This is a genomic window from Staphylococcus sp. EG-SA-2, assembly GCF_017152085.1.
Genome location: NZ_JACYHC010001266.1, coordinates 1 through 616, shown reverse-complemented (window position 1 = coordinate 616; position 616 = coordinate 1). Strand labels below are relative to the sequence as shown.

Below are 616 nucleotides of genomic sequence, written 5' to 3'. Positions count from 1 at the left end.
ACAATAGATAAGATTATATATACAATTAAACTCAAATAAGCACCGCGTTGCGCCAATTTAAGATTTTCATTATGAGACATGCGTTGAACCACCTTGAATTAGTATAGTAACAATATTATGAATGATTTATTTTAAATTTACAACGTTTTTAATTTTTATAAATTTTTATAAAATTAAACTAATTTATTCATTCGCAACCCCTAAAAATAATTTTTAGCCTTTCTGCGAATTTTATGAGCTAGAAAGGCTTATGCAGTTGACGTTTTACGTCCAACTGCGTTCCTTCGTCTTCTTCAAATTTATTTGTTAGAAAGGTGCCCAACCCTTCCTGCTTGTTAACTTTCGTCTCGAAAATTTCTATGTTGGGACCCTATGCATTAATTGCGAAGCTATCTAATGTCATGACCTAATTATATAGAAGAAAAAGTGCATCAGTGACAAATTAAATGAGATTTCTACTCTACCAAACTCTCTTCGAAAGACAATTTTCTCCTCTATTTATTAGCAAACTATTGCATTTCTCCATATAGTACTTCCTTACTTAAAATACGCTGAATGTTCTGAATTAAACGCTTTTTTACATAGTTAACACTAGTTAATCTATTAGTTAACATTA

General features: G+C 30.0%; 2 protein-coding genes. Both read right to left on the bottom strand.

Features of this window, described 5'->3' with window-relative positions; genetic code table 11:
• Positions 1-80 (bottom strand): hypothetical protein (locus IDG60_RS23335; RefSeq protein ID WP_241013330.1); only part of this gene is annotated, 80 nt, incomplete at its 3' end.
• A gap of 429 nt (positions 81-509) precedes the next feature.
• Positions 510-614, bottom strand: a complete 105-nt coding sequence (locus tag IDG60_RS20450) for a hypothetical protein (RefSeq protein ID WP_001789935.1) — start codon at positions 612-614, stop codon at positions 510-512.
• Positions 615-616 lie beyond the last annotated feature (2 nt).

Excerpts from the sequence above, each read along its gene's own strand:
- IDG60_RS20450 (WP_001789935.1), bottom strand. The coding sequence starts at position 614 with ATGTTAACTAATAGATTAACTAGTGTTAACTATGTAAAAAAGCGTTTA.